General features: G+C 61.1%; 22 protein-coding genes and 2 tRNA genes. 12 read left to right on the top strand and 12 right to left on the bottom strand.

The genetic code is table 11. The features are described 5' to 3' along the window. Positions 1–7: 7 nt before the first annotated feature. The 4 genes from QMY55_RS07100 (at position 8) to murI (ending at position 3,009) form a co-directional block, all read left to right on the top strand. A complete protein-coding gene (locus QMY55_RS07100) occupies positions 8–814 on the top strand; it encodes a DUF6630 family protein (RefSeq protein ID WP_283487963.1) in 807 nt (268 codons plus the stop codon). Then, positions 811–1,398, top strand: a complete 588-nt coding sequence (locus tag QMY55_RS07095) for a hypothetical protein (protein WP_283487962.1) — start codon at positions 811–813, stop codon at positions 1,396–1,398. Before QMY55_RS07100 ends, QMY55_RS07095 begins: the two co-directional genes overlap by 4 nt. 67 nt (positions 1,399–1,465) lie before the next feature. Next, positions 1,466–2,008, top strand: coding sequence for a hypothetical protein (locus tag QMY55_RS07090; protein ID WP_283487961.1), 543 nt, complete (start codon positions 1,466–1,468; stop codon positions 2,006–2,008). Between the two features lie 92 nt (positions 2,009–2,100). Beyond that, positions 2,101–3,009 carry a glutamate racemase gene (murI, locus tag QMY55_RS07085; RefSeq protein WP_283487960.1) on the top strand — a complete coding sequence of 303 codons (909 nt, stop codon included), beginning with the start codon at positions 2,101–2,103 and terminating at the stop codon, positions 3,007–3,009. Between the two features lie 29 nt (positions 3,010–3,038). On the opposite strand, the gene QMY55_RS07080 is transcribed toward murI, so the two are convergent. The 10 genes from QMY55_RS07080 to QMY55_RS07035 form a co-directional block, all read right to left on the bottom strand. Continuing rightward, complete coding sequence (locus tag QMY55_RS07080) at positions 3,039–3,626, bottom strand: YgjP-like metallopeptidase domain-containing protein (RefSeq protein WP_283487959.1); 588 nt, start codon at positions 3,624–3,626, stop codon at positions 3,039–3,041. Positions 3,627–3,704: 78 nt separating this feature from the next. Further along, positions 3,705–4,334: a DUF6806 family protein gene (locus QMY55_RS07075; RefSeq protein ID WP_283487958.1), complete on the bottom strand. Its 630-nt coding sequence runs from the start codon at positions 4,332–4,334 to the stop codon at positions 3,705–3,707. Positions 4,335–4,516: 182 nt separating this feature from the next. After that, entirely contained in the window at positions 4,517–5,116 is a 600-nt protein-coding gene (locus QMY55_RS07070; RefSeq protein ID WP_283487957.1) for a LysE family translocator, read from the bottom strand. A gap of 218 nt (positions 5,117–5,334) precedes the next feature. After that, positions 5,335–5,423: transfer RNA gene (locus tag QMY55_RS07065), tRNA-Leu, on the bottom strand. Positions 5,424–5,522: 99 nt separating this feature from the next. Further along, positions 5,523–5,598 (bottom strand) — tRNA-Gly (locus QMY55_RS07060). A gap of 97 nt (positions 5,599–5,695) precedes the next feature. Continuing rightward, positions 5,696–7,318: a FadD3 family acyl-CoA ligase gene (locus QMY55_RS07055; RefSeq protein ID WP_283487956.1), complete on the bottom strand. Its 1,623-nt coding sequence runs from the start codon at positions 7,316–7,318 to the stop codon at positions 5,696–5,698. Between the two features lie 3 nt (positions 7,319–7,321). Then, the gene (locus tag QMY55_RS07050; RefSeq protein ID WP_283487955.1) at positions 7,322–8,395 is read right to left on the bottom strand and encodes a ferredoxin--NADP reductase; all 1,074 of its coding nucleotides are present in this window, start codon (positions 8,393–8,395) and stop codon (positions 7,322–7,324) included. 82 nt (positions 8,396–8,477) lie between these two features. Next, on the bottom strand, positions 8,478–10,211 hold the full coding sequence (locus QMY55_RS07045) for an FAD-binding protein (RefSeq protein ID WP_283487954.1): 1,734 nt from the start codon (positions 10,209–10,211) through the stop codon (positions 8,478–8,480). Positions 10,212–10,221: 10 nt separating this feature from the next. Next, positions 10,222–11,952, bottom strand: coding sequence for an FAD-dependent oxidoreductase (locus QMY55_RS07040; RefSeq protein WP_283487953.1), 1,731 nt, complete (start codon positions 11,950–11,952; stop codon positions 10,222–10,224). 102 nt (positions 11,953–12,054) lie between these two features. Continuing rightward, entirely contained in the window at positions 12,055–13,242 is a 1,188-nt protein-coding gene (locus QMY55_RS07035) for an acyl-CoA dehydrogenase family protein (RefSeq protein ID WP_283488900.1), read from the bottom strand. Positions 13,243–13,526: 284 nt separating this feature from the next. Here QMY55_RS07035 and QMY55_RS07030 point away from each other — a divergent pair, with 284 nt between their 5' ends. From QMY55_RS07030 to tesG, 5 genes are all read left to right on the top strand, one after another. Further along, positions 13,527–14,504 (top strand): flavin reductase, encoded by a 978-nt coding sequence (locus tag QMY55_RS07030; RefSeq protein WP_283487952.1) that lies wholly within the window; start codon positions 13,527–13,529, stop codon positions 14,502–14,504. Positions 14,505–14,578: 74 nt separating this feature from the next. Further along, on the top strand, positions 14,579–15,418 hold the full coding sequence (locus QMY55_RS07025) for an alpha/beta fold hydrolase (RefSeq protein ID WP_283487951.1): 840 nt from the start codon (positions 14,579–14,581) through the stop codon (positions 15,416–15,418). A 6-nt stretch (positions 15,419–15,424) separates the two neighbouring features. After that, positions 15,425–16,219: a 2-hydroxyhexa-2,4-dienoate hydratase TesE gene (gene tesE, locus QMY55_RS07020; protein WP_283487950.1), complete on the top strand. Its 795-nt coding sequence runs from the start codon at positions 15,425–15,427 to the stop codon at positions 16,217–16,219. Positions 16,220–16,225: 6 nt separating this feature from the next. After that, a complete protein-coding gene (tesF, locus tag QMY55_RS07015) occupies positions 16,226–17,158 on the top strand; it encodes an acetaldehyde dehydrogenase TesF (RefSeq protein ID WP_283487949.1) in 933 nt (310 codons plus the stop codon). Positions 17,159–17,173: 15 nt separating this feature from the next. Next, a complete protein-coding gene (gene tesG, locus QMY55_RS07010) occupies positions 17,174–18,214 on the top strand; it encodes a 4-hydroxy-2-oxovalerate aldolase TesG (RefSeq protein ID WP_283487948.1) in 1,041 nt (346 codons plus the stop codon). 256 nt (positions 18,215–18,470) lie between these two features. Here the strand turns inward: tesG and QMY55_RS07005 are convergent, their stop codons facing one another. After that, positions 18,471–18,674 carry a hypothetical protein gene (locus QMY55_RS07005; RefSeq protein ID WP_283487947.1) on the bottom strand — a complete coding sequence of 68 codons (204 nt, stop codon included), beginning with the start codon at positions 18,672–18,674 and terminating at the stop codon, positions 18,471–18,473. A gap of 341 nt (positions 18,675–19,015) precedes the next feature. Continuing rightward, positions 19,016–19,219: a hypothetical protein gene (locus QMY55_RS07000; protein ID WP_283487946.1), complete on the bottom strand. Its 204-nt coding sequence runs from the start codon at positions 19,217–19,219 to the stop codon at positions 19,016–19,018. A gap of 344 nt (positions 19,220–19,563) precedes the next feature. On the opposite strand from QMY55_RS07000, the gene QMY55_RS06995 reads away from it, so the two are divergent. The 3 genes from QMY55_RS06995 to QMY55_RS06985 are packed head-to-tail and all read left to right on the top strand — an operon-like array spanning position 19,564 to position 23,500. Further along, positions 19,564–20,565, top strand: coding sequence for a WD40/YVTN/BNR-like repeat-containing protein (locus QMY55_RS06995; protein WP_283487945.1), 1,002 nt, complete (start codon positions 19,564–19,566; stop codon positions 20,563–20,565). Beyond that, positions 20,562–23,036: an efflux RND transporter permease subunit gene (locus QMY55_RS06990; RefSeq protein ID WP_283487944.1), complete on the top strand. Its 2,475-nt coding sequence runs from the start codon at positions 20,562–20,564 to the stop codon at positions 23,034–23,036. Before QMY55_RS06995 ends, QMY55_RS06990 begins: the two co-directional genes overlap by 4 nt. Then, positions 23,033–23,500, top strand: coding sequence for a nuclear transport factor 2 family protein (locus QMY55_RS06985; RefSeq protein ID WP_283487943.1), 468 nt, complete (start codon positions 23,033–23,035; stop codon positions 23,498–23,500). Before QMY55_RS06990 ends, QMY55_RS06985 begins: the two co-directional genes overlap by 4 nt. The last annotated feature ends 46 nt before the right edge of the window (positions 23,501–23,546 follow it).

Here is a 23,546-nt window from a genome sequence, read left to right as displayed (position 1 = left end):
TCCACCTATGAGTCTTCAACATCTGATCGAAGTACTGCAGGCACTTCCCGCAGATGTGCAGGGCAAGGCCCACGACGGCGAGCGCCTGCTGGATCTGCGCCGCAATGCCGAAGGGCTGAGCTTGCGCCTGACCATCAGTCTGCACGACAACAACGGCAGTGAACCGATTTTCGATGCCTTGCTGCAATGTCCCGCGCAGCCGGGCTCCAAGGCTGCGCAGCTGCAGTCGCTGAGCCCCGGCAACAGCTTCAACAAACGCGCTCAACGGTGCATGGAGCCCATGATGACCTGGGCCATCCAGCTGCTGTCTGAAACACCCGAGCAGATTCGACGCGGCACAGGGCGCAAGCCCCAATGGCAGGAGCCGCTGCAAAAGCTGGTCACAGCATTGAGCCGCGACGCTGGCTGGACCCGGCAATGGCTGCTGCGCAATGAAATGCAACTGGAAGACCTGCGCAAAAAGCAGCGCCTGGACTGGGTGCTGCGTCAGCTGGCAGACGAAGGCCATATCGCCAGAGTCGACTGGAAGGATGACGAGTCTGTCATTGACGGCGCTGCCGATCTGCTGGAAAAACACTATCCAGAACTCGATGCCCAAGCGCCATGGGATGAACTCGAAGACTCGGAACTCGATGATGCCGAAGCAGCCATTGCGGCGGTGAACACTGCGCTTGCGCCGCTGGAGCTCAGGCTTTGCGTCATAGAAAACGATGACGACAGCTATCTGCTGAGTTTGCAAGATGCAGCCTCTGCAGAGCGTCTGCGCCAGGCGCTGCAGGAGGTGGGCCTGAACCTGCAGGAGCTGGACGCATGAAGGGACTATGGAGCCCAGACGCCTCAAGCGCTCAGAAATGGCTGGTCGGCGTTTTCTTGATCGTCATGCTGGGTGCGCTGGTACCCATGTTCTCTCGGGGCTTTGTGCCCAGTGATACATGGCAACTGCAGGCGCTTTACCTCTCTTTGGCATTGACTGCTCTGGGCCTGATCTGGCTGCGTGTTCTGTACAAGCGCGGTCAATGGAAACCTGCCGGCCCCTGGCAAGACTACGGCCCCCTCAAGCGGCTGCTGATGATTCCACTGTGCCTGGGATTTTGGCTGCTGGTGCTCTGGCTCAATCTGGCGGCCACATTGCCCAAGACCTACAACCTGGTCTTCGCCACGGAAGTCCAGACCGAGAGCAGCGCGACCAAAAAGCGCAGCTCGGGACGCTATAGCTGTCACTACCAGCTCAAGCTGGCCGAGGTGCGCTATATGTTTTTCGAGTTCTGCATAGACGAGCAAGCCTTTGACCGCCTTCCCGACGGCCCCATGCCTGCACGCCTGACGGCCCGGCAAAGCTATTTTGGCCGCTCCATTGACAGCATTGCGCTGGCCACACGCAGAGCAGAACCCCAATGAAAACCGACCTCATCGCATACACATCAAGCGATTTCAGCTACATTTTTGATATCACTTGCGTAGAAATATGAGAATCCTGTTGCTCCCTCTGATGTTGATTTCTGGCCTTGGCCTGCTGCTGTGCGCCTGCGTGAACCTGCTCGCATTGACGGGCCAGTTGGAGCTGCTCACCAGTTTGCTCAATGAGGATCAGCAGACAAACCTGTCGGTTGCACTGGGTGGAGGTATCTTTGTGGTCTGGATTCCTGCAGTGCTGATTGCGCAACGCATCAACAACGGCAACCGCCTGAAGTTCTCCTGGAAAAAAGTGCTGGCAGGCTGCCCGGACTGGATGCGCTATGCCGCCTTCACCATCTTCGGCTATGCCATCGTGAACTTTCTCGCCGTCATCTCCAACTCCAGCGTGGACAACGAGCAAGGCGTCAGGGCCTTCACAGGTCACGGCATGGCTTTCTATGCCATGGCCTTCAGCATTTTCTTTTCCAGCTGGAAGCGGCCCGGCATGCTTGCCACCCGCTACTGCCCGGCCGGCCACGAGGTGTCTCATGACGATCAGTTCTGCTCCCTGTGCGGTCTGCCTGCCGCGCAAACCGGTCAGGACCATAATTGAGCCCGCCATAGCCCTGTTGCCACTGCCAATTTCAAAGCGGCAGATACTGCGGGGCAGCTCTCCACCCCACTACCGACTCCACCGCCCAGGCCATGCACCACTCACAGTCTCCCATAGGCATTTTTGACAGCGGCGTAGGCGGCCTCAGCGTGCTGCAGGCGCTGCTCCACGAGCTGCCCCATGAGCAGTTTGTCTATCTGGCCGACAGCGGCAATGCCCCCTATGGCGATGCGCGCGGGGACGCCTTTGTGCAGGAGAGAACCCTGGCAATCGCCCGGCATCTGCGCGAGCACCATGACATCAAGATCCTGGTCATTGCCTGCAACACGGCAACGGCCGCTGCCGTGGAGCTGCTGCGCGCGCAGATGCCGGACCTGCCTGTGATCGGGGTGGAGCCGGCGATCAAGCCCGCGTCCTTTTCCAGCCAGACCCATCATGTGGGCGTGATCGCCACACGCGGCACCATCAGCAGCGGGCGCGTGGCACGACTGGTGGACGAGCATGGTCAGCGCGCCCACTTTCACCTGATGGCTTGCGACGGTCTGGCCAAGGCCATAGAGCGCAGCACCGAACAGCCTTTGCCCGAAAGCACGGAGACTACCGAAACCAGAGCACTCTGCGCAAAGTACATCGGCGCCCTGGGCCAATTTGGCCAAAAAACCGGGCAGATGGATACGCTGGTCCTGGGCTGTACCCACTATGTGTTCGTCAAGGATGATCTGCGCGCGTTGCTGGGCCCCGACATACAGTTTCTGGATACCGGCGCCCCCGTCGCCCGCCAGACCCGGCGCATGCTGGAGCAGCGCAGCCTGCTGGCTCCGGAAAAAGCCGAGAGCGATGCAGCCAGCCCCCGCTTGGCCCTGCCCGCGCAGATTCGGCTCATGACCACAGGCTCGCTGCCTGCGCTGCAGGCTGCTGCCCAGCGCTGGCTGGAACTGCCAGGCAGCTGCTGCAGCCATGCGGCCATTCCTTCACCCAGCGCAGAGGCCATGACAGCCTGAGCCGTCGGCGGGCCCTGCCTCGGACCAGTTCAGCCCCAGAGAGGCTCTGCGCCTGTATCCAGATAGCTGAGATAAAAACGCACATCAAACTCCAGCTGATGGTAGTCCGGCTCCATATGCGTGCACAGCTGATAGAAGGCCTTGTCATGATCCATGACGCGGATATGCGCCAGCTCGTGCACACAGATCATGCGCAAGAAATCATCGGGCGCCTGCTTGAACATGGCGGCCACATGAATCTCGTGGCGTGCATTGAGCTTGCCGCCATGCGCAATTGCGCGGCGCGTATGCAGGCCCAGGGCATTGCGCACCACATGGATCCTGCTGTCGTAGGCGACTCGATGCAGCTGGCCTGCGTTGCGCAGATATTGCGCCTTGAGGGCATCCACATAGTCGTACAAAGCCTTGTCCGTACGCACCGCATGCGCCTGCGGATACTTGCGCAACAGCCATTCAGCGGCCTTGCCGGCCTGCAGCCAGTCGCGCACTTTCTGCTGCAGCGACGGCGCATAGCTGGCCAGATAAGGCAGGGCCAGCGGCGATGCCGCCGCAGCCTTGTCCTTGCGCAGCTGCGCGCTGATGGAGCCCGAATACTTGGGCGTTGGAATAGGCTTCATATCAAATGACAAACCCTCCGGTGCCGCAGTTGCTGCACCCGGGAGGGCTTGAGGTCAGGCAAAAGGCTGGAGGCCGAATCAATGCAGATGGCGCGGGCGGCGATTGCCGCCATGACCAGAGCCGGAGCCACCGGAGCCGCCGCGCGGAGGCTTGCCCAGCTCCAGCGAGCTGACCAGAGCCTCGAAACGCTGCGAGAACAGCTTGTCGATTTCCTGCACCACACCGCCCAGCTCGGCGCCGTCGAAATGGCGCTCCATGAGGTTGACGACATCCTGCACCAGCAGATCGCGCTGCACCTGCATGATGGCCGCCGGATTGGGACCGACGAACAGCATCAGGAAGTCGTCGCGGCTTTGCGCTTCGGCTGGTGCTTCGTCCTCGTCGAACTCGGTGTCGTAGAACGTCACCTCGATGGGCGAACCCTGCTCTGCCAGCTCATTGAGGCCCATGCACATATCGTCCAGAGCCTGTCGGAAATCGTCATCGCCACGCACCGTCCAGCACATCTGCAGCGCGCGCTCTTGCGCATTGAACTGGATGCCAGGCTCTTCATCGTAGAAGCTGGACTCCCCTTCCTTCAGCGAGCGGGCACCGGCATAGGCCCACAAAGGGCGCAGCGCATCCTGGAGCTGCTCGTACGTAACATCAGCACGGAGCAGAACCTGACCGTGGACATGAATTTCAAAAGCAGCGTTGTAACTAGACATTTATTGATCTCTTGGAGTGCAGGCCCTACCAGCATGACAGAGCTTCAGCTCCATATTGCATCGAAGCCGGAGCTTTTCCAAGCTCCTTAACCAATGCCTGGCACCCCTGTGCCCGATAGCATTACAGAGGGAGATTTTCTCACCGAAGTCATAACCGCGCAGGCTCGTGGATTCAGCCACGCTCAGAAGAAAATGCCGTTGATCAGCAACCAGGCCGCAAAACCCCACAACGTCAATGCCGCCAGGCGCTGAAACACCTGGGGCTGCAGCCAGCGGACGCGGCCGCCTATGAGCAAGGAGCCAAATACAATCCACAGCCCGCCAATCGATGCCACCAACAGCACAAAGCGGCCCATGACTCCCGCATAGTTGGAGACGCTGAGCCAGGTCTGCACCGGAAACAGCGCCATCGCAAAAATCACGGCCTTGGGGTTGAGCAGCGTGGCAATGAACAGCTCAAGAGGCCTGACCGAAACCAGCAACTCCTGTAACGGATCCCGCCCGGCTTGGTACCAGAGCCGCAAGCCCAGTTTGCCGATATACAGACCGCTGACCACCTTGATGATGTTGATGACAAAGGGATAGTCATGCATCGTGGTGTTGAGCACCAGCCCCCAGATGCTGGTCGCACAGACATAGCCCAGACACTCAAAGGACAGCAAAGGAGCCGAGCGGCGCAGCCCCTGGCTGATGCCCGAAGAGGCCAGCAAGGTATTGGTGGGCCCGGGAGTGAGAAGAATGGTCGCAATGACCAACAGAAAAGACCAATCGTTAACGTTCATCCCTGAACAAGCCCCGCGATAACGGCAGAACAGGGCATGTTTTGTTGCGATGCAGCAAGAATAACGACATAAAGAGAATTTTCGACGCAGAGCGCGGGAGCCGACAGGTTTCTGTCATCCATGTTTCACGCACTGGGAACGCCATTTTTCAGCGGGTGCAAAACAAAAAGGACTTCGAGGCCACAAGCCTGGAGTCCTTGTCAACGCACTCAAAAGACTGGTGCCTCGAGCCGGAATCGAACCGGCACGCTTCGTTAAAAGCGGCAGATTTTAAGTCTGCAGTGTCTACCAATTTCACCATCGAGGCCCACTTGCCACATGGTGCAAGCACCACCCGGCAAGTATTGCATCAGCCAACAGGCCAACGCAATAAAAAAGGGAAGCTTTTGCTTCCCTTTTCAAAACTTGGAGCGGGAAAACGGGTTCGAACCGTCGACCTATACCTTGGCAAGGTATCGCTCTACCAACTGAGCTATTCCCGCATCTCTGAAAGCATCAGGCTTTTCAGAACAGACTCGAATTATAGCCAGAAAATTTCATTGACTTTTCAAGTTCGGCAAATTTCTCGCTCTACAGGTTTCAAGCAGCCTGGACCGCCGGCTCAAGGCGGTCTTTGACGATCTGTATCAAGTCCCGCTTTTGCACCTTGTTGGAGGCGTTGACGGGCAGGCTGTCGAGTTGCAGCACAAAACGCGGCACCTTGTAATTGGCCATATTGGCACGGCACCAGGCAATGAAGGCATCCTTGTCCAGCGTCATACCGTTGCGCACCACCACGCAGGCACAGCCGACCTCGCCCATGCGCTCGTCGGCCACGCCGATCACGGCAACCTGTGCCACTTCGGGATGGTTGGAAAGCAGGCGCTCGATTTCGGCAGGGTAGCAATTGAAGCCGCCCACGATGAACATGTCCTTGAGTCGATCGGTAATACGCAGATAACCACGCTCGTCGAGCACGCCGACATCGCCGGTATGCAGCCAGCCGTCGACGTCGATGGTCTCTGCCGTGGCCTGCTCGTCCTCGAAGTAGCCCTGCATGATGTGATAACCACGCAGCAGTACCTCACCGGCTTCGCCGGCCATCACGGTCCGGCCCTGCCCGTCCACGCAACGCACCTCGGTGCCGGGCAAAGCCTTGCCGCAGGTATTGGCCACGGTCTCCACCGAATCCGTCGGCTCACACAAGGTGGCACAGCCACCGCACTCCGTCAGACCATAGGCTGTGGTCACGTTTCTGATGCCCAGCTCCTCGCGCATGCGCTTGATCAGAATCGGAGGCACGGTCGAAGCCCCCGTGACCGAGGACTCCAGTGAACTCAGATCGAAGTTCTTGAGCCCCGGATGGGCCAGCATGGACAGGAACAGCGTGGGCGGCCCGGGCATGAAGCTGATGCGGTCGCTTTCGATGCGGCGCAGGATCGCCTCGGCATCGAACACCTGTTCGGGATAGACCGTCGCGCCCTGCAGCAAAGCCGCCACCCAGCCTGCCTTGTAGCCGAAGGTGTGAAAGAAAGGGTTGACGATCAGATAGCGGCTGCCTTCGCTCAATCCCACCACATCGGACCAGGCCTTGAATGCCAGAATCGTCGGGCGGTGCGCGCACATCACGCCCTTGGGACGGCCCGTGGTGCCCGAGGTGAACATCAGGTCCGCCGTATCGTCTGGCTTGATACGGGCCTCACGCTGCAGCTGTGCCTGCGCATCTGTGGCATCGGCCTTGGCCATGAACTGGGCCCAGCTCAAATCCGCGCTGGGCAAGACCTTGTCGCCCAGCACCACCAGATGCTCCAGCGTCGCAGGGCGCTGTCCGCTCAGCAGGTCGGGGTAGTAGTTGTTGAGGAAGTCGCCCACGCTGACCAGCACCTTGGCGCGGCTACGCTCCAGAATGTCGGCAGCCTCGGCCCCCTTCATGCGCGTGTTCAGGGGCACCAGCACGGCGCCCGCGGCATGCACTCCGCAGGCCGCCACAATCCATTCGCTGAGATTGGGCGCCCACAGAGCCACACGGTCACCGGCCTGCACACCCAGCGTCATCAGGGCCCGCGCCACCTGGCGGCTGAACTGCTGCAACTGCTGATAGCTGATGGAGTTGCCATTTTCGACAATGGCTGCACGCTCGGCAAAGCGGCCGGCCACATCGGCCAGCATGCCAGGCAGGGTCAGTGCGGCCTCCGGCATCGCGTTCTGTTGGATGTTCGACATGGTTTACTCCGGGAATTTGACGCGCAGCTTCTCGCTGGTGGGAACCGACTGGCAGGCCAGGGTCCATTTCTTGGACAGGTCTTTGGCATCCAGCACCTCGTTGTGGCGCAGATGCACGCTGCCGTCCTGCACCTGGCACATGCAGGAGGCACACATTCCGGCCTGGCAGGAAAAAGGCAGGTTGATGCCAGCGCGCAAACCGGCTTCAAGAATGGTTTCCGTGCCGCTGCAGGCAAATTCGTAGTCTTCACCATCCAGGCGCAGCTGCACCACCGCCTCATCGACAGCCGCCTCCCCGAGCGAAGCCGCATCTTGCCGCTGCATCTGTTGCAGGGTTTCCTCGTCAGGCAGAGAAACAAAGCGCTCCACATGCACCTGCTCTGCGGGCATGCCGGCTGCAATCATCGCGGCTTGCGCGGCATCCATGAAAGGACCCGGCCCGCAGATAAAGGCCTGACCGGCATGGGGTATCCAGGGCGTGGCCCAGGCCACCAACTGCTGCAGGGAAGGAGCTCCTTGCACCGAGTCAAGCCAGTGCACAACCTGCAAGCGGTCCGGATACTCTGCCGCCAGTTGCTGCAGGTCCTTCTTGAAAATGACCGAGCGCTCGTCACGGTTGGCATAGAACAGAACGACATTGCCCCGATGCTGCTTGAGCACGGTGCGCAAGATGGAAAACACTGGCGTAATGCCGCTGCCCCCGGCCAAAAGCAGAAAGTTCTGGCCCAGATTCCTGGGAGAAAACAGGCCGGAAGGCGGCATGAGCTCGATGGTGTCACCCACTCGCACCTTGTCGCAGACCCAGTTGGAGCCTCGCCCTTGATGCACGCGCTTGACGGTCACGCGCAGCGCATCATCCAGCTCCGGTGCACTGGACATGGAATAGCAACGCGGTACAAAGTGGCCCTCTATCGGCAGTCGCAGCGTCAGAAACTGGCCGGGCTTGTAGCTGAACTGCTCAGCCAACGCCTCGGGTACATCAAACACAATGGATTTGGTGTCGTGTGTTTCGTCGATCACCGCGCGCACCCGCAACGGGTGATAGCGCGATGCGGTTGTTGTGGCTTCACTGCTCATTTTTATCCCCCTTACTCACTCACACTTATCTGTGCAGCCACGGCCGGCGCTCCAACCCATGGCTGCCCCCAACATTCAGGGGTTAAACAATCAGGCTTTCCTCTGCTCCCAAGGCAGTTGCAGCGGCACTGGATGGCGGCGCATCAGCCAAAGCCGCGGCCTTTCCTGCACGACGCCCGGAAAACACGCAGTCCGCCAAGGAAAGCCCACTGACATAGCGCGAGGACGCCACGCCAATGGCCGTACGCCCTGCGGCATACAGGCCTGGTATGTCACGGCCTGCGCCATCGACGACCGCACCACTGTCCTCATTGATCTTGAGGCCACCCAGACTCAGCACGGCCAGCGGGAACATCTTCTGGTGAATGGAGATGTCGATGGCAAACAAAGAACCACCCTTGAACTCATGGCGCAGATCCCGGGACTTGCCCATGGGATCGTCGATTTCGCCGCGTGCCGCGGCATTGGCCGCATCGAACTGGCGCTGCAACAGGGCTGCGTCAGCACCGATCTTGCAAGCGAGATCGGCCACCGACCGGCCCTTGATCGCCACCTTGTACATCAGCGCCAGCGCCGGAACAGACTGGAAAGCCCAGAGGCCACCAAACAGGCACTGCCAGGTTGCCTGACGACGCAGACTGCTGTCGATGATGAGCCAGGCCTTGCCGCCCTGCTTTTCCATCATCTCGTAGCCCAGCTTGGCGCCATAGGCCTGCTCGTTGCAAAAGCGCTTGCCCTTGGTGTTGACCACCAGCCCCTTGGGCCAGACGGCCGGAGGAGTGAGGAAGCGCCAGGCCGAGATATTGTTCAGGTCCTGCCCTATTCCACCCACGGACTGCCCCAGACGCAGACCCGAGCCGTCGCAACCGGCCGCCCCTGTCAGCCAGCCCGGCTTGTAGGCTGGGGCATGCTGGTCCATCAACTCGGAGTTGAAGATATAGCCGCCGGTGCAGAGGATCACGCCTTTTCTGGCGCGGACAAAGAGCTTCTCGCCAATCTCGCTCTCGATCTGGGCCGCTTCGCGGCGGCCCGCCTGCGCACGCGGTGCCTGGTACAAGCGCCATTTGGCCACCAGTTCATCCAGCTTTTTATGGCGTTCGGTGCGTGGATCACCGTCTGGCAACACCGTCACCTCTACGCCCAACACACGCCCGGTCTCCTGCTCGCGCACCAGGCGCTGGACACGCGCCTGGGTCAGCGTACGGGCACCATGGGCCAGCGTGGACTGCTTGAGCGCTGCAAAGAAAGTAGCGCCAGATTGCCCCTTGGCCATCACACGGTGACCGCGCGGAGCGGGCTTCTCGGCCAGTGCCGGGTTGCCGTAGGCCGGCACGACCTCATTGCCCGAGTAGTAGAGATAAACACCATCGGGCGGATACGAGGTCTTGTAAGCCGGCATGGTGGAATCAAAGCGTGCGCCTTGCTTTTCCAGCCACTGCAGATTGGCCACGCTCTCGCGGCTGAAACGCGCCAGAGTGGCATCGCTGACGACTCCATTGACCTCATGCCTGAGGTAGGCGGTCATGGCTTCGGGGCTGTCTTCGAAGCCGGCCTCCTTCTGGTATCTGGTGCCGCCACCGGCGTAAACCACGCCGCCGGAAAGCACACTGGCACCACCACCGCTGAAACGGTCGATCACCAGCACCTCGGCGCCTTGCTCGCGCGCTTCAATGGCGGCGCTGGCTCCTGCGCCCCCCCAGCCGACCACGACCACATCGGCGACATCGGACCACTGAACATCCTCTGCAGAACGTACATCAAGCGCCGGGCCGACCGGGTTGATCGTGCTGATCTGTTGCTTGGAACCGTTTGTCATTTCAGTCCCTTCAAACCGCCTTGCCCAACAGATGCGGGTTCTCCAGTGGCAGTGGCTTGCCAACCAGATCGGCCACGGCGCGAAAGGCAAACGTCATGGCGGGGCCCAGCGTGGAGCCAGCGCCCGCATAGGCAGGCCCCATGACCGAAGCAGAGTTGTTGCCCACGCAATACAAACCCTCGATGATCTGGCCCTCGGTGTTCAACACACGGCCTTCGCGATCGGTGAGCAGACCGCCCTTGGTACCGATCTCGCCGGGCCACAGACGCATGGCATAGAACGGCCCCTTCTCTATGGGGCCAAGATTGGGGTTCTTCAAACGCGGATCGCCGTAATAGCGGTCGAACACATTGCCGCCACGGTCAAAATCCAGATCCTTGCCGGTCTTGGCGTATTCGGTCATGCGACGAGCGCTGTCCTTGAGACCCGCGGCATCGACACCGATCTGGGCCGCCAGATCATCCAGCGTCTCGCCCTTCCAGTAGACATTGTTCAGCCAGTTCTTGTGCAGCTTGCTGTCGGGCACGGCAGAGCCTGGCATCAGCGGGCCCATGGGGTTTTGTGCACGAAAGCTCGCGTCAAACACAATCCAGGCGGGCACACCGCCATTACCCTTGGCTTCCTCGGCCAACATGGCCTGCTGAAACTCGGGGTATGGACCTGATTCATCGAGGAATCGCTGCCCCTTGGCATTGACCACCATGCAGCCTGGCAGTGAGCGCTCGACAAAGATGCCACGGAATGCAGGCTCCATAGGCACATCCATGGTCGGAACGCCCCAGGACCAATCCATGAGGTGCAACTGAGCCCCCACGGTCTGACCCGCACGATGAGCATCACCCTCATTGCCGCCCACAGGCGTGGCCGTCCACTCGGCTTTGGTAGGTTTGTTCAGATACTGATCGCGCATCTGTTGATTGCGCTCGAAACCGCCAGCGCCCAGCATTACGCCGCGCCTGGCTTTGATCTCTGTGCGCTGACCATGTTTTTCGACGATAGCGCCCGTCACACGGCCTGATGCATCCTGCATCAGCTCCTTGAACGGGGCATTGCGCCACATCTCGACGCCCGCCTTGTTGGCCGCCGTCAGCAAACCGGCCACCAGCGCCTGACCACCGGTCATGCGGCGGTCGCGGCGCGTCTTGCCGCGCCAGGGGTAGTCGAGAAAATATTTGAGCATGATGCCAACCAGAGAGAAGCGAGACTTGAACTCGCGCGAAAGCATGGAATGGGCCTCGAAGGCGTTCATGCTCATGCGACCGAAGATCTGGGTACTCGGCAGGCCCGGTCGCATGGTTTCCAGTGCGTCCAGGCCCAGCTTGGCAGCATTGAAGTCCATGGGATCCATGGTTCGACCACCGGGCTTGGAGCCTTCGATATGCGGGTAGTAATCCGCATACCTGGCCATGGCGCGGTAGGGAATGCCGATCTGGCGCAGGTACTCGGCCATCTTGTTGGCGGTTTCCACATAGGCCAGCACGCGGTCATCGCTGGCCATGCCGCGCACGCATCGCTTCATATAGCTGAATGCGGTTTCCAGATCGTCCTTGACGCCCGCGTTCTGCTGGTCGTAATTGACGGGAATCCAGATGCCGCCACCCGACAGAGCCGAGGTACCACCGAACAGATCCGTCTTTTCCACCACCAATGTCTTGAGGCCTTGCTCCTGAGCGCGAATGGCGCCCAGCAAGGCCCCCGCACCAGAGCCCACAACGATCAGGTCATATTCTTGTTCTGCCATTCCCTGTCTCCGTCAATCTTTGTTTTATGGATGGACTGTCGCAATAAGGCGAGTGCGACAGCGACCGCAATGGGCAACTGCCGCAGCTTTTGCTGAACTCAATCAGACAAAAGGCTCCTGGTTGGCGATGCCCAGCACATGCGAGCCATAAGCGCGCACATAGGCATCGGTGTTGTTGGCGATATGGGTACGGCCCTGGTGGATGTCGCGGAACACGCGCTCGATGGGATTGGTCTTGAACGTGCCGCTGGCCGCGCAGGCACGCATCAGCTCGTTGGCATGAAAGCCCGTGAGCTTGGGTACATAGGAGGCCTGAGCGCGCTGCAGCAAACGCTCCTCCAGCGAGAGCTGGATACCGGTCTTGGCGGCATCGACGATTCGGGCGTAGTTGCGGAACAGCGTGAGCTTGAGCTGGTCCAGCGCAATCGTGGCCTCGGTCACGGCAGTCTGGGCATTCACGTCCTCGGCCATCTTGTTGCCATGCTTGCCTATGTGCGAGGTCGCACGCTGGGTGAACGAGGCGATCGCGCCCTCCAGCGCGCCCAGGCAGGCGGTGGAGACCGCACGCTGGAACACATGGGTGAAGGGAATAAGGAACAGCCAGCCGGTGTTTTCCTTGCGGCCGGGGCAGCCAGCGTCGCTGTGGTCATTGGTGTACTGGATGCGGTGCGCAGGCACAAAAGCGTTTTCCACCACGATGTCGTGGCTGCCCGTGCCGCGCAGGCCCAGCACGTCCCAGTTGTCCTCGATACGGTAGTCGGACTTGGGCAGCAGAAAGGTCACATGCTCCAGGCCCGGCGTGCCATCGCGCTTGGGCAGCAGACCGCCAAGGAACAGCCAGTCGCAGTGCTTGGAGCCGGTGGAGAAGCTCCAGCGACCGCTGAACTTGAAGCCGCCCTCCACAGGCTCGGCCTTGCCCGTGGGCATATAGGTGGAGGCAATGCGCACGCCGCTGTCCTTGCCCCAGACATCCTGCTGGGCCTGGTCAGGGAACAACGCCAGCTGCCAGGGGTGTACACCGACCACGCCGTAGATCCAGGCCGTGGACATGCAGCCCTTGGCCAGCTCCATCTGCACGGTATAGAACACGCGCGGATCCATCTCGTAACCGCCCCAGCGCTTGGGTTGCAGCACGCGGAACAGACCTGCCTCGGCCATCTCAGCAATGGTCTCGTCGCTGATCCGGCCTTCACGGTCGGCCTGCTGGGCGCGCTCGGCCAGCTTGACAGCCAGGGCCCTGGCACGCTCGATCACAGCCAGTGCATCAGGGGTGAGGTAGTTGTCGGTCATTGTGTTCATAGCTGTCTCCGGTTGCCGCTCCACCGGGCGGCTTGTGGTGTGGTGGGCAAGGCATTGGGCCTATGGCAAAGAATGCTCTCACCGCACAAACACAGCTTCATCGTCCGATCAGACTAACGAGCGGACACTCTTCACAGTCCCTTCCCGCAAGCGATTTCTGCCGCCAGAAACGGACCTGGGACAAACACCGAGAGCTGCTTTTCCCTGCTAGTCCATGTGAAGGATTCAAAGAAAACCCAATCGCCGCACTCTTGCATCAAGGAGACATTCACCTCATGCAAAGCACCGCAGCACCCTTCGATCCCAAAGACTTCCGCCGCGCCCTGGGCATGTTCGGCACCGGGGTCACCATCGTCACCACTCGTGCCGAAAACGGTGAGCCTGTAGGAATCACGGCCAACAGCTTCAACTCGGTCTCGCTGGAGCCGCCCATGGTGCTGTGGAGCCTGGCCAAGAACGCACGCAGCCTGCCCGTGTTCCAGAGCGCCGACACCTGGAATGTGCACATCCTCTCCAACGAGCAGGAGGCGCTGTCCAACCGCTTTGCGCGCGCTGGCGAAGACAAGTTCTCGGGCCTGGCGCTGGACTCCGAGGCCGCCCATGCCCCGCTGCTGCAGGACTGCAGCGCGCGCTTCAAATGCAAGACCGCTTTCCAGTACGACGGGGGCGACCACATCATTTTTGTGGGCGAGGTCACCGCTTATGACGCCAACCCTCATGCACCTTTGCTATATGTGACCGGGGGCTACGCCCTGGCTTCACGCAAGGCCGACGCCGTGGCCAGCGAGCCTGCGGCCGATACCAACACCGCCTATTCCGAGAATCTGATCGGCTATCTGATGGGCCGCGCGCACTTCCAATTTCTGAGCGGTCTGCGCAAGCCCATGGCGGCCTATGGCATGACGGATGCCGATTTTTACGTGCTCTCGCTGCTCAGTATCCAGCAGCCCCAATCCCCTGCCGAAATCGCCTCTCACATGGCCTACACCGGCACGGATATCGGCGCCGTGGCCCTGCAGTCGCTGATCCGCAAGGGCTGGGTCGAGGAAAGCCCGGAGCGCGCGCAGTCACTGCAACTCACGACCCAGGGCAATGCAGCCATCTTGCATGTGCTGGCGGCCGCCAAGGCCGTGGAAACCGATCTCATCGAAAGCCTGGGCGAAATGGAAGCCGCCACCATGCGCAATCTGCTCAAGAAAGCCATTGCCGCTACCGACCCTGGTCTGCCCAAGCTCTGGCAGGCCAAGGTCTGACCCCTTCAATGCTTTCCCTCACCCGAAGGTAGGAGACAGCCTTCGCCTATTCACTCCAACCATAAAGAACAGAGATGAGCACTTTTTCTATTCCAGAAGGCAAATATGTGGACATCGGCCTGGTGGCCGGTCATCCCCAGCGCGTGCACTATCACGAGCAGGGCTCGGGCGAGGCGGTGATCTTTCTACACGGCGCCGGCACGGGTGCCAGCGGCTACAGCAACTTCAAGGGCAACTATCCTGAATTTGCCAAGGCGGGTTTCCACTCCATCGTTCCCGATCTGCTGGGCTACGGCCTGTCTTCCAAGACCGAAGAGCCCAAGCAGTACGACATGGATTTCTTCATCGCCGGCGTCAAGGGCTTGGTGGATCAACTGGGGCTGAAGAACATCACCCTGCTGGGTAACTCGCTGGGCGGCGCGGTGGCCCTGGGCTATGCACTCAAGTACCCAGAAGATGTCAAAAGCCTGATCCTCATGGCGCCCGGCGGCGTGGAAGAGTTTGAAGCCTATATGGCCATGCCCGGCATTGCCAATATGTTCAATGTCTACAAATCGGGCAAGACCGGCCCCGAAGCCATGCGCGCCGTCATGAGCATGCAGGTGGTGGACCAGGCCCTGCTGACCGACGAGATCATCAACGAGCGCGCGCCCATTGCGCTGACCCAGACCGAGGCCTCGCGCTCACGCCTGTACATCCCCAATATGACCGAGCAGTTGCCGCAGCTGCAATGCAATGTGCTGGGCTTCTGGGGCATGCAGGATGCATTCAACCCCGTGGGCGGTGCGGACAAGCTGGCTCGCGGCATCAAAAACTGCCGCGTCGTGCTGGTCAACCAGTGCGGTCACTGGGTGCAAGTCGAGCATCGCGAGATGTTCAATCGCACTTGCATCGACTTCATGAAGAACGGCTGATTGATCATGAGTGACAAGCAATTCATCGAACAGCAAGGCCAGCGCCTGTATGAGGCGCTGCGCGCAGCCAGGACCCTGGCACCGCTGACCGACAGCCACCCCGAGATGACGGTCGAGGATGCCTATCACATCTCCCTGCACATGCTGCGCCTGCGCGAAGCCGCGGGCGAGCGCGTGATCGGCAAGAAGATAGGCGTGACCTCCAAGCCCGTGCAAGACATGCTGGGCGTGTTCCAGCCCGACTTTGGCTTTCTGACCGACAGCATGGAGTTTGAAGATGGCGCAGCTGTCTCGCTCAAAGCCGCGGGTCTGATTCAGCCCCGCGCCGAGGGCGAGATCGCCTTCATGCTCAAGAAGGACCTGCAAGGCCCGGGCGTGACCAAGGAAGATGTGCTGGCCGCTACCGAATGGGTGGCGCCCTGCTTCGAGATCGTGGACTCGCGCATCAACGACTGGAAGATCCGCATCCAGGACACCGTGGCCGACAACGCCTCCTGCGGCGTCTTTGTCATCGGCAAGCAGCACACCGATCCTGCGTCCTTAGATCTGGCCGCCACCTCCATGCAGATGCACAAGAACGGTCAGCCCGCAGGCTCAGGCCTTGGCAGTGCCGTGCAAGGCCACCCTGCCGAAGCCGTGGCCTGGCTGGCCAACACCCTGGGCGCCTTCGGCATTCCGTTCAAGGCCGGTGAAGTGATTCTCTCCGGCTCCCTCGCTCCCCTGGTGCCTGCGGCCGCCGGCGACCATTTCAAGATGGTCATCGAAGGCCTGGGCACCTGCTCCATTCAATTCACCGAGTAAAACACCATGACGCAAAAAAAGATCAAGTGCGCGCTGATCGGGCCTGGCAATATCGGCACCGACCTGCTCATGAAGCTGCAGCGCTCCCCGATTCTGGAGCCCGTATGGATGGTCGGCATCGACCCCGAATCCGATGGTCTGAAACGCGCCCGTGAAATGGGCATCAAGACCACGGCCGACGGCGTGGACGGCCTGCTGCCCTTCGTCAAGCAAGACGGCATCCAGATCGCCTTCGACGCCACCAGCGCCTATGTCCATGCCGAAAACAGCCGCAAGCTCAACGAGCTGGGCGTGCTGATGATCGACCTGACGCCCGCGGCCATCGGCCCCTATTGCGTGCCCAGCGTGAACCTGGCCGAGAAGGTCGCCGAAAAGGCCATGAACGTGAACATGGTCACCTGCGGCGGCCAGGCCACCATCCCCATGGTGGCTGCGGTATCGCGCGTGCAGGCCGTGAGCTACGGCGAGATTGTGGCCACGGTATCGAGCCGCTCCGTCGGCCCCGGCACGCGCAAGAACATCGACGAGTTCACCCGCACCACTTCGGGCGCAGTCGAGAAGATCGGCGGCGCGCAAAAGGGCAAGGCCATCATCGTGATCAACCCGGCCGAGCCGCCGCTGATCATGCGCGACACCATCCACTGCCTGACGGTGGACACGCCCAAGCCCGCCGAGATCGAAGCCTCGGTGCAGGACATGATCAAGCAAGTACAGAAATACGTGCCCGGCTACAAGCTGGTCAACGGCCCGGTCATCGACGGCAACCGCGTCTCCATCTATATGGAAGTCGAGGGCCTGGGCGACTACCTACCCAAGTACGCCGGTAATCTGGACATCATGACCGCCGCAGCCGCACGCACCGCCGAGATGTTTGCCGAAGAAATCCTGGCTGGCCGCTTCGAGCTGTCTGAAGCCGCCGCATCCGCTGTTGCAGCCTGATCCAAGGAGAAACACATGTCCCTCAAAGGCAAGAAAATCACCGTTCACGACATGACGCTGCGTGACGGCATGCACCCCAAGCGCCACCTCATCTCGCTGGAGCAAATGAAGGCTGTGGCCACAGGTCTGGACGCGGCGGGCGTGCCGCTGATCGAAGTCACCCACGGCGACGGTCTGGGCGGCAGCTCGGTCAACTATGGCTTCCCCTCCCATACGGATGAGGAATACCTGTCCGCCGTCATCCCGCTGATGAAGCAGGCCAAGGTCTCGGCCCTGTTGCTGCCCGGCATTGGCACCGTTGATCACCTGAAGATGGCCCACGAGCTGGGCGTTTCCACCATCCGTGTGGCCACGCACTGCACCGAGGCTGACGTGTCCGAGCAGCATATCTCCATGGCCCGCAAGATGGGCATGGACACCGTTGGCTTTCTGATGATGGCCCATATGAACAGCGCCGAAGGTCTGGTCAAGCAGGCCAGGCTGATGGAAAGCTATGGCGCCAACTGCATCTACATCACCGACTCGGCCGGCTATATGCTGCCGGACGACGTGAAGGAGCGTCTGTCCGCCGTGCGCCAGGCGCTGAAGCCCGAGACCGAACTGGGCTTCCATGGCCACCACAACCTGGCCATGGGCATTGCCAACTCGCTGGCCGCCATCGAAGTCGGCGCCAATCGCATTGACGCTGCGGCTGCAGGCCTGGGCGCGGGCGCGGGCAACACGCCCATGGAGGTGCTGATCGCCGTATGCGCGCGCATGGGCATTGAAACCGGCGTGGACGTATTCAAGATCCAGGACGTGGCCGAAGACCTGGTCGTGCCGCTGATGGACTTCCCCATCCGCATCGACCGCGACGCGCTGACCCTGGGCTATGCGGGCGTGTACGGCAGCTTCCTGCTGTTTGCCAAGCGCGCCGAAGCCAAGTACGGCATTCCCGCGCGCGAGCTGCTGCTGGAGCTGGGCCGCCGCGGCATGGTGGGCGGCCAGGAAGACATGATTGAGGACACGGCACTGACCATGGTGCGCCAGCGCCAGAAGCAGCCCGTCGCAGCCTAGTCTTTACCGGTTCATTTCCACTTTGTATGGGGTTCAGTGGCTGCCTGGGCGGCCGCTGAACCTTTTTTCATGGACAACGGAGCACGGTGCACAAGATCTGAACAAGAGCGACCTGCAGGGAGAGAAAGGCCGGGCAACGATGCCAGGCTTTGCACCGGGACGAAGGGCCACAGAAAGAGCGAGCGAAGTCCGGCCATGCACGGACCTGCCGCGGATCGTTTTCAGGGCGGTGCTGCGCCTGCCCCAGGCCTGGAGATCAATAGGCGAGAGCCGCGACCACTTGCCAGGAAGTCTGGGAGCTGGCCAGACGAATGCCCTCTGGCAGCTTGACCTGGGTAGTCTCCTGCGCCGCCACTACCGTCTGTTGGGGCATGTTCGTGGCGGGCAGGTACAGGGCCAACGCTGCGGCAGCAAGCATGATGACCCTGAATCCGTTCAGCAGATGGAATTGCTTTTTCATCGTTGTCTCCTGTTCCGTCTCAATGGCTCTTTGACTGCAGTATCGCCAGCGCAAAAACGCCGGCATCGTCCATCTTGATGAGCAGGTATCTACTTAGGTGCCAACCCGCAGACTTTGCTTCGATATGGTTTTAGCTATTGAAACAAGAGCTTCCACCACCCTAAAACAATAGATTTCAGGCTTTTCAAGAATTCAAATGCTTTGGAGACAAGCGCCATCAGCTATCAATTTCAACAGCCTGGCTGCCGAACGGGTACAAAAAAGGGCTTTGCCAAAGCAAAGCCCAAACCTTGAAGAAATTGAACCAGACCGGACGGCCACCACCGTCCGGGCCCAGGCAATCACATACAGAGAATCACCAGATCGCTGATGACAGCCGGATGGTCCTGGCCGCCACATGGATGTTGAGCTCCATGATCATCTGCATGCTGCGCCTGAGCTGCTTCACGCCCCTGATGCGCGAGCGCACGGGTCTTGAAGCTGACGGCACGGTCACCCGGCGCCGGACGCAAGGCCATGCCGATCTTCAACGCTTCGGTGCCCACGCCTGTTGCCTAGTGCCCGTTGCGTCAGATCGGCCACCGACTCCGGATGAAGCATGCGCGGCGCGGTCGCCTGCCTCTCAGGTCTGTACTGCGCAATGCCGACCAGCGCTACCTCCTCTTGCCAACCCAAATTGGTCTCCCTCTTTTAGAAATTGTTGCCTCATTGTGGGAGCAAAGAGCACCCGGGCCATCGTCAATGCAGACTAAGAACTCAGCCCCGTAGATACCCTCAGTTCCCAGAGCTAACGTCCATTCGGACGATGTTGCCAAAGGCTCGAATCCTGAATCTGCATATGTGTTCGCGACTCACGCACAAGCGTGTGTCAGGCCCATAAGGAGACAAAGTGAAAACAGCCGTCGGTATAGGCGCAGCAGCATTGGTGGCATTTGCCTCCGCGCTAGCCTTTGCGCCTCGCACCCCGCCACCTCTCGCACCCACGACCATAGGCGTGGAGCGCACCCATTTCAATGCCATCACCCAGGTTGGCGACCGCATCCTCACGGTCGGAGCCATGGGCGAAATCCTCTACTCGGACGACAAGGGCGCCCACTGGACTGCCGCCAGGCTGAACCAGGATCGTCAGGCCCTGATCGTCAGCGTCGCTTTTGCGCCCGACAGAAAGACCGGCTTTGCCGTGGGCCACGAAGGCTGGATTCTGCGCACCAAGGATGGCGGCAGCACCTGGGAGGAGATGGCCTTCTCCAAGGAAAACGGCGAACCCCTAATGTCGGTTGCACGCCTGCCATCGGGTGACTGGATCACCGTGGGCGCATTTGGCCGTGCACTGGAGTCCAAGGACGGCGGCAAGAGCTGGCAGCCCCTGGCCTTGCCCGCAGAAGTCGAAGACAAGCATATGAACCGCATTGCCAGCTCTGCCGACCAGCAGCACTGGCTGATCGTGGGCGAGCGCGGTCTGGTGCTCAAGTCTGACGACGCCGGTGCCACCTGGCACACCGAGCCCGCCTTCTACAACGGTTCGTTCTACAACGCCATGGCAACCAAGGGGGACGGCTGGCTGATCTACGGCATGCGCGGCAATGCCTTCCTGCAGTCGGCGCCGGGCGCGCAGTGGCTCAAGTCCCAGGTTCCCGCCCCCATCTCCTTCTTTGGCCACGCCCTGGAAGGCGACGGAACCATCGTTCTGGTCGGTCAGGGCAGCATGCTGGGCCTGAGCATGGATGGCGGCAAGACTTTCTCCCTGGAACGCGCCAGGGGCCGCGCCACGCTGACCGACATCGTGCTGGCCGGCGCCAACAACGGCTGGATATCCAGCGACGCCGGGCTGCAGCCCTTTCCCCCACAGGCCGAGGCCGCCCCCCAGGCTGACCAAGGAGACAAGCCATGACCTTGACCGAACCCGTAAGCCGCCTGGACCGGTTCATCGCCGCCACCGCCCGCTGGCTGATCTCCTGGAGCAAGACCATCGTCGTGCTCACCTTGCTTGCCACCGCCTTGCTGGGCGTCTCCGCCATGCGCACGCATCTGGACCCGGGCTTCAACAAGCTCATCCCCATGCGCCACGCCTATATGGAGGCGTTCCTCAAACACTCTGCCACCTTCTCGGGCGCCAACCGCATCCTGGTCAGCGTGGAATGGAAGGGCCAGGGCGATATCTACAACCGGGAATTCCTCGAAGCCCTACGCGGTGTCACCGACGAGGTGTTCTTCACCCCCGGCGTCAACCGCGGCCAGGTGTACTCGCTCTACACGCCGAACGTGAAGTACATAGAAATCACCGAAGACGGCTATGTGGGCGAGGTGCTGATCCCCTCACGCTTCGAAGCCGACGCCGAAGGGCTGGCCCAGGTGCGCTCGAATGTGGCCAAGTCCGGCCAGATCGGCTCTCTGGTCAGCAACGACCTCAAATCCGCCATGGTGCGCGCCGACCTGCTGGAAGTGGATTCCAAGACCGGCGAAAAGCTCGACTATCACAAGGTGGCACAGCGCCTGGAGGAGATCCGCAGCAAGTTCGAAGGCAAGAACATCTCCATCCACATCATTGGTTTTTCCAAGGTGCTGGGCGACGTGATGGACGGCCTGAGCACGGTGATGACCTTCTTCGCCATTGCCTTTGTCGTCACGGCCATCATGCTTCGCCTCTATACCAAGTCCACCAACATCACGGTGGTGGGTCTGGCCGTGGCGCTGCTGCCCGTGATCTGGCTGCTGGGCATTTTGCCGCTGATCGGCTACGGCATTGATCCCATGTCGATTCTGGTGCCCTTCCTGATTTTCTCCATTGGCGTGTCTCATGCCGTGCAGATGACAGGAGCCTGGAAACATGATGTGCGCGCGGGCCTGAGCTCCAGGCTGGCTGCCGAGAATGCGATTCGCAAGCTGGCCATCCCCGGTGCGCTGGCCCTGCTGACCAACGCCCTGGGCTTCATGGTCATCATGCTGATCGACATTCCCATCGTGCACGAGCTGGGCCTGACCGCCTGCATGGGCGTGCTGCTGATGATCATCACCAACAAGATCTTCCTGCCTGCCGTGCTGGCCAATCTGCGCCTGGAAAAAAAGGCCATGCAGGCCCCTTCCTCGACGGCCAGCGGCCGCAGCCCGCTGTGGTGGAAGCTCTCGGCTCTGGCCGAAGGTCGCCCGGCCCTGCTGACGCTGTTCGTATCGCTGACGCTGCTGGCAGCAGGCACTTACGAGTCGCGCCACTTGCTGACCGGTGACGTAGGCACCGGAGCGCCCGAGCTGCGTGCCGACTCGCGCTACAACCGCGACAACGACAACATCATCAGCAACTACTCCATCGGCATGGACGTGCTGTCCGTCTTTGTCGAGACCTCGAACCTCGAGGAGAGCTGCCTGAACTGGCAGGTGATGAATGCCGTGGAGCGCTTTGAAGCCCGCGTGAGCCGTGTCGACGGCGTGCAATCGGTCTCTACCGTCTCCGGTCTGGCCAAGATTGCGGCCTCGAGCAACAACGAGGGCAACCCCCGCTGGTCTGCTCTGCAGCGCACCGAAGCCGCTCTGCGCTCGGGCACAAGGGCGCTTTCGCCCGATCTGGGCCTGAACACCGAAGGCTGCAAGGTCATCAATCTGCAGGTTTTCCTGAAGGATCACGAAGGCGCAACGCTGAGCCATGTGGTGGATGAAGTGCGCAACTTCATCGCTGAAGACAAGACCCCCAACATCACGTTCAAGCTGGCTGGCGGCAACGCCGGCGTGGCAGCGGCCACCAACGAGGCCGTGGAACACGCCGAGGTGCAGATGCTGGGCTCCATCTTTGGCGCCATCACCTTGCTGTGCTGGCTGACCTTCCGCAGCTGGCGCGCCGTGCTGTGCATTGTCGTTCCCCTGGCCATCGTCTCCATCCTCTGCAATGCCTTGATGGCCATGCTGGGCATTGGCCTGAAAGTGCCTACGCTGCCTGTGGTGGCGCTGGGTGTGGGCGTGGGCGTGGACTACGGCATCTACCTGTTCGAGAGCATGCAGCATGAGCTGCGCGAGCGCGACATCACACTGCGCGAGGCCTTCTATGAAGCCATGCGCCAGCGTGGCAATGCGGCCATCTTCACCGCGCTGACCATGTCCATCGGTGTCGGCACCTGGGCTTTCTCGGCGCTGAAGTTCCAGGCCGACATGGGCATTTTGCTGGCCTTCATGTTCCTGGTGAACATGCTGGGCGCCATCTTCCTGCTGCCTGCCATGGCCTACTGGCTCAACGTGGAAGGCGCCGAGGCCCGCGCCCGTGCCGCTGCCCAGCGGACCCGCCCGGCGCCGACAACCGGCGCAGCCGCCCCACACCGTCGAGGCGGAGCGCTCCAGCCCACCCCTCAATCCCCCGTGAAAGGAAAGCCGCAATGAAAGCCGCCCCCAGCACCCCAGAGCAGCTAGCGCTCGAACACGCGCTGCTCCAGGTCCTGAACCGCTATGCCACGGCCGTGGATACGCGCAACCTGGCGCTGCTGGACCAGGTCTTCACTGCGGACTGCACTGCCACCTATGGCGGCAGCTATGTCTGCCAGGGCGCGGCCGAAATCCGCCGCATGATCGATGTGCACATGGGGGGCTGCGGCCCCACACAGCACCTGCTGGGCAACCTGGAGGTCGACGCCTCCGACCCCGCCCGTGTGCGCAGCAAGATTCATGTGCGCGCCGTACATGCCGGCCTGCACGAGCGCGCGCCGCTGCGCTATGACGCGGTGGGTTATTACGAGGACGAATGGGTGCAGCAGCCACAGGGCTGGCGCATCCACAGCCGCAGCATGACGCTGCTGCTGGAGATCGGCGACCGCAGCGTGATGCAGCCAGCACCCGCAGCCGCTTAGATCGAACCTTCTCCACCGGCTGTCGATTTTTTGTAACCCGCCCGCA

Source organism: Comamonas resistens (assembly GCF_030064165.1).
GTDB classification, from domain to species: Bacteria; Pseudomonadota; Gammaproteobacteria; order Burkholderiales; family Burkholderiaceae_C; genus Comamonas; species Comamonas resistens.
Note: the sequence above shows the minus strand (reverse complement) of the source record. Positions and strands in the feature narration are given on the sequence as shown.